This is a genomic window from Deltaproteobacteria bacterium, assembly GCA_016874735.1.
Lineage (GTDB): Bacteria > Bdellovibrionota_B > Oligoflexia > Oligoflexales > CAIYRB01 > CAIYRB01.
Map to the genome: position 1 here is coordinate 1 of VGTI01000114.1, position 5,934 is coordinate 5,934.

The window sequence follows — 5,934 nt, forward strand, 5'->3', positions numbered from 1 at the left end:
AAAACATTAGGGACTCATTCCTGCCGATGCTGCCGAAAGATCCAATGACGCTCGACGCTCTTAACGAACGCCTAGATGAGTTTGTCAGCACCTATAACAACTCAGAACATTCGGTCATAGGTATGACACCCTATGCCCGCTATAGGTCTGATCTAGCCTGCGTGAGACCAGCGCCTGATCGCATCATGGACTACTTTCGTAGCCACGAGAATCGCCGCGTGAAGAAGGATCGGACCCTGCAAATCAATTGCAAAGTCTACGAGGTGTCGGCCAAACTGATCGACAAGACAGTGGATCTATTATTCCATGACCACACCCCTGACGACATTGAGGTCCAGTACCAGGGTGTCAGCTTCGGCAAAGCGGTGCCGCTAAATCTAACCGTGAATGCCCGTGGTGGTCGCGACTGGGGTGACGACAAAGCGGCTAAATCAGAGACAACCAAGCAATCAGGACCCAACGACCAGGCTCCACCACCACCATCTGGAGGACAACTATTCGACAGTATGATTGCCAATCGGATTTCGGCTCATGAGGTGCACCCGTGAGACATCGGCAACACTTTGGATTCAAATCAGAGCCCTTTGCCAAAGATATTGCCACGAAGGACCTCCTCAAACTGCCGAGCATGATTGGGGTCAAAGAACGGCTAGATTACTGCCTAAATCTAGGTGGGATCCTTATAGTGTTTGGCGAAGTCGGTAGTGGTAAGACCACGGCCATGAGGTGGTCTCTATCGCATTACCACTCGTCAGATATCAAGATTGTCAGCATCGTTGCTACTTCTGGATCCATCGCTGAATTCTATAAGCAGCTATCGTGGGGTCTAGACCTGGCGCCCAAATCTTTGTCAAGAACGACTCTGCTTTGTGAATGTCGCACCGTGATTAAAGAACTAGCGACCAGTCGTAAACAACGGGTTTTAGTCTGTGTCGACGAGGCTCAACTGCTCCGTCGCGATGTCCTTGCCGAACTCCATACGGTCATGAATTTTGAACACGACGGCGCCAACTACATGACACTCGTGCTCTGCGGCCAACCTGCTCTACTTGAAAACTTACAGTATCGCGCTGCCGCCCCTCTGGCATCACGCGTCATGAGTAAGGCGCAAGTGCGCGCTCTGACACAAGGTGAAATGGAAGAATATCTAAACCACCACCTACGCGTCGCCGGAATCAAGACACAGTTATTTGAACCTAACGCCGTGGTAGCTATCCAGCAGGGATCTGCTGGCGGCCTACGCCGCGCCAACCAACTCGCCGCTGGGGGTCTCATGGCTGCCGCCATCGAAAACTGCCGATCCGTGACAGCCGACCACATCCGTACTGCTGCCAGCGAATTAATCTAGGAGACACTTCCATGCCAGAGTCAGGATACTTCCTAACCCAACAAGATTTCCATGAGCTAGAGACCATCGCGGCCCGCCTGGCTCATTTCGCCGCCTTAATCTTTGATCAGGCAGTCGACCAGCCACAACAGTCTGAACCAGAGTTTTAGCCACCGTCGAAAGGACCATAAGGCAACCACAAGACTCGCCCCGTCCTGCTCCGCAGTCCGGGGCGAAACTGCGATTGCTGAATAATTGAATAAGGAACTAGTGGATGATTGGGCGAACCGAAATATCACGCGATAAAGTGCAACTTTCCGTCAGCGCAGCGTAACTTTTTATGGGTAGGATTATGTGTCAAAGCACAATAGTCTTCGCCGCTCGAGACGCAGCAAGTGCAGCAATTTGTCGATTTGGTTAAGGCTTTGATCATCAAGTTCTGAAATCCACTCTTGAACCGGCTTCGACTTCTTCTTGCGGTCAACCCAGCACTTGATCACTACCGGTGGCAGTTCTTTTGAGGCCAGCTTCGCTCTCCATAGTACCTATCGGCATTTGAGATATTTTACTTTAGGAAAATTTTTTCTTTAAGTAAAAAACCCACGCTGGGTGGCACCTTTTGCTGGACCTATTGAAAACTAATAGCCAAGGGATAGCCTCCAGTTTTCAATGTAACATCATGTTTTAATTATATTAAACTATATGCTAAAGTTTTTATTCGATTTGCCGATAGTAATACTATACACTTAAGAGATACACTTCGTTGGTGTATGAAAGGGGTGATATGAAGATCGAGATAAAAGAAGACAGCAAAGAAAAGGAACTGATCGAGAGAGCCGTTTCACTTTTCGGCTACAAAACTCCAACGCAGTTCATTCTAGCTGCCATCGCAAGCCAATATAGATTTGAAATAAGCAAGCAGCTAGAGATTGCTGCCAAAGCCAAGAATCAAGAACTAGCAATAGATCCCAATTACATGCCTGAATTGCACGGGCTTCAGGGGATAACAAATGGTTAAGTGGGATGTATGGGAACTGGCGCAGGATGAAGCGAGAAACAGCACAGATCCATCGCAACCAAACGATGCTACTAAGCCAAGGCGGTACTACATCATCATAAGTCCTAATGCCTACATACAAACAGCCAAGGTGGCTGTTTGTATACCGATACAAACCGTCTCCGATGGATCATGCTTCAGTGTCTTGATTCACGGCAAACCTTCAAGGGCAGGGATTCTTTACAACAGCTACGCCCGATGCACAGATTACTATACCCTCGACAAAAATCTGTTTAAAAAGCGTATGGGGCATTTAACCAAACAAGAAGCTGACAAAGTAGAAGCTGCGATCAAAGACTTTTACGAACTGATTTAAGCCAAATTTTGAATTTAGAATTTGATGTCGTTAGTGCAGAGACTGTGAATGTCCTTACTAGTTACGCAAAAAAGTTACGGGTCTATGAAATATGTCCTAAGAATCTGATTACATTGTCGAAATAAATATTTTGGACCAGTTAAAGATGCCACCCAGAAACCCACGAAAATTCATTGGTCGGCTTTTTTGCATATTTAGACGTCACTTCAGGTAGTTAGGAAATCAGGTCTTAACATAACCCTTTTTATGTAAAGCCTTCGTCGACGCTAAAAAGCCTGAAGTTTCATAATTTACTCTTCAGACAAATTACCGAATAGAACCATTATTTTCAGTTATTTGAGCTATACCTTCTTGCATATAATGTAATTACGTAATATCATAATTACACTTTTTCATACCTTAATATTATCCCAGCATAGCGAACAGAACTGATCACAGACGCGGAAAAGCTGGGGAAGAATTTATTGCATGAACCAATAAGTGCTGAGCGCATTATCCTAAAAAGGTAGGCCAGTGGTCACCTCGCGAAAAATCGAAAAGAGAGCCGTGCCCCTTTCTCTCGAAGAGAAGCTGGCAGCCATCGGAGTCACGACCGCGACGGAACGACCCACCACCGAACAAATCTCCGCGGCTGACCTCGAAGAGGCCTTGGCTGATGTAATCGTCTCGTTTGCTGCCCCGGGTAACGACCAGCGTTGGCTAGGACCAGTCCTCGCTTGGGTGGAAGCCCATGGCTCGGCCGTAATTATCGAGAAGCTGACAAAGATCCTCAAGCGACGAAACAAGCTTGGAGACAACGTCGAGTTTGCAAGCTTACTAGCTACCTACGCCTTGGCTCATGGCCATAAGAGATGGCAATCTCTTCTTCTGCTGGCTCCCGTCGCGCCGAGACTTGTTGGCCATCCTGATCTCGCCCCCTCGCTACTGGAAATACGAGGTGCAGAGGCCTGGGCCAAAACCGCTAACTTCCTCGTTCCCAATGGTAGCCTAGTGCCGCAAGGAAAGTGGATTCTTTCACCGTCATCCGTTGCGATGCAAAATCAACAGTATAGAAACCGTCTCATTTACGGTGCCCAATGGCGAGCCGACATCATTACGGCTATTCAGCGAGGAGCACGAAATCCGACAGAAGCAAGCATGGCAAGTGGAGCTAGCTACGAACCATGTCACAGAGTTTTTAGGGAGCTAGAGGCAGCTGGAGTAGTGCCAGCGAAATTCTAAATGGAGAACTCAATGCGCCCAGGCATAGGTGAAGAAGAAGTCAGATTCGCGGCGGAAGCCCTTAAGGCCGCCGGCCGCTCGGTATCAATAATAGCAGTCCGAGAAAAACTCGGCGGGCGAGGCAGCTATTCGACGATTAAACGACACCTAGACTCCTGGATCCATAGTGTCCCGCGTGAGCAGGGCGCTGCGCCCGAGTTACCACCAGAGCTGCTGTCGAGTCAGACCGAAGCACTAGCTGTGCTTTGGCAGTCAGCCATCCAGTCCGCTAAGGAGCTGTTGGCGGACGAATTAGCGAAGCAGGCCCAGCTGGACGCTGAAAAGGAGCGAGCTCTCGCCGACGCAGCAGATGAAATTGCTCGTCTAGAGAAGGGTATTGCAGATAACGATGAAATAGAGCGTGAACGGGAAATCGCAAAGCGACGGCTTGAAGACGAAATCGTCGAATTAAGGACCGAGCTCACCGCAACTAAAACCCAGGCCCTTGAACTTAAAGCCTCTCTTGAATCAAGCGCCGAACGGGAACAAAAAGCCAAAGAGCGCTCCGAGGCGAATGCTGCCCTGCTAGCCGATGCCCGTACACAGCTAAACCAGCTTAGAGCTGGAATCGAAAGCATCAGCATGGAAAAAACTGAGCTTGAGTCAAAGTGTCTCAAACTAGACACTCAAATCACAGCACACCAAAAAGAGCTAGCTCTGGCGCACCAGAGGGAAGATTACGCCGTTCTGGAAATAGCAAGGCTCAACGAAAGATGCATCGCGTTGGAGTCAGAGCTTCAAACGAAGGCCCAAGAGCTCTCAAATACTCTCAAGTCCATTGACGAAATTCGCGAAGGTGAGAAAGACCTCAAAGAGGCAGTGGCTCAGGGCCAGGCGACAGAGAGAGAACTAAGGGCACGACTTTCATTCGACGCGGACAGGTTGTCTAAGATGGAGAATAGCTTGGAAAGACTGTTTGAGCAGATTAAGAGCGACAAAGACCAGCTAAGATCATGAAACCGATAATTGATTGCCCGTGTGCTCGCGCGCTTAAGTATATCGCTCTTCACATTTTGCTATCGATTACCACTTGAGACCTATGAGGTAGTGGCCATCAGACTTTTCAAGCGAATCAGTGCTACCGCTGAGAGAAGGCGCCATAACTTGTGCCGCAACTGTTGCGGGATTTTGACAATTACAACCCGATTGATATCAAAACCTTGAGCCATTCCATTCAGCGGAATCGAGGAGTGCGCTCCTGTTGATTTCAGAGTGGCTCAGTGCTGGTGAAATCTGGCGCTTAGCTAAGTCGTGATTGGAAGGTGAGATTCAGCCTTTTGCCTATGGCACGGATGAACACCCGCTTCTTTATTTATCCCGTCTAATCAGAACCCTACAAAACACTATCAAATTGCACCCCCAATTGGGGTGAGTTACAATCGTAATTTCGGACGGCGACACGGTCACAGTGTTTTGACTTAACCGCAAAGTAGGGACAAATAATCGATGTCCCGCAACTTGGTGAAGTCTTGATGGAAGAGCGGGGATTCAGCCCTCTGCCTATGGCACGGATGAACACCCGCTTCTTTATTTATCCCGTCTAATCAGAACCCTACAAAACACTATCAAATTGCACCCCCAATTGGGGTGAGTTACAATGCTCGGGAATTCCAAGCCTTCAGTGAGCACGTTTTGACTTCACCGCAAAGTAGGGACAAATAATCGATGTCCCGCAACTTGGTGAAGTCTTGATGGAAGAGCGGGGATTCAGCCCTCTGCCTATGGCACGGATGAACACCCGCTCCTTTATTTATCCCGTCTAATCAGAACCCTACAAAACACTATCAAATTGCACCCCCAATTGGGGTGAGTTACAATTCGTCTCAATGCTAAGCGCATCATTTGGCCGTTTTGACTTCACCGCAAAGTAGGGACAAATAATCGATGTCCCGCAACTTGGTGAAGTCTTGATGGAAGAGCGGGGATTCAGCCCTCTGCCTATGGCACGGATGAACACCCGCTCCTTTATTTATC

Annotated in this window: 6 protein-coding genes; all 6 read left to right on the forward strand. The window is 48.5% G+C overall.

The features are described 5' to 3' along the window. Nucleotides 1-26: 26 nt before the first annotated feature. The 6 genes from FJ146_19060 (at nt 27) to FJ146_19085 (ending at nt 4,917) form a co-directional block, all read left to right on the forward strand. Nucleotides 27-548 carry a hypothetical protein gene (locus FJ146_19060; GenBank protein ID MBM4254071.1) on the forward strand — a complete coding sequence of 174 codons (522 nt, stop codon included), beginning with the start codon at nt 27-29 and terminating at the stop codon, nt 546-548. Beyond that, nucleotides 545-1,348, forward strand: a complete 804-nt coding sequence (locus tag FJ146_19065) for an AAA family ATPase (protein MBM4254072.1) — start codon at nt 545-547, stop codon at nt 1,346-1,348. Before FJ146_19060 ends, FJ146_19065 begins: the two co-directional genes overlap by 4 nt. Nucleotides 1,349-2,111: 763 nt before the next feature. Further along, nucleotides 2,112-2,345, forward strand: coding sequence for a DUF1778 domain-containing protein (locus FJ146_19070; protein ID MBM4254073.1), 234 nt, complete (start codon nt 2,112-2,114; stop codon nt 2,343-2,345). Continuing rightward, on the forward strand, nt 2,338-2,700 hold the full coding sequence (locus tag FJ146_19075) for a type II toxin-antitoxin system PemK/MazF family toxin (protein MBM4254074.1): 363 nt from the start codon (nt 2,338-2,340) through the stop codon (nt 2,698-2,700). The genes FJ146_19070 and FJ146_19075 overlap by 8 nt, the downstream gene beginning before the upstream one ends. A gap of 546 nt (nt 2,701-3,246) precedes the next feature. Then, nucleotides 3,247-3,921, forward strand: a complete 675-nt coding sequence (locus tag FJ146_19080) for a hypothetical protein (GenBank protein MBM4254075.1) — start codon at nt 3,247-3,249, stop codon at nt 3,919-3,921. Then, nucleotides 3,922-4,917, forward strand: a complete 996-nt coding sequence (locus tag FJ146_19085; protein ID MBM4254076.1) for a hypothetical protein — start codon at nt 3,922-3,924, stop codon at nt 4,915-4,917. The last annotated feature ends 1,017 nt before the right edge of the window (nt 4,918-5,934 follow it).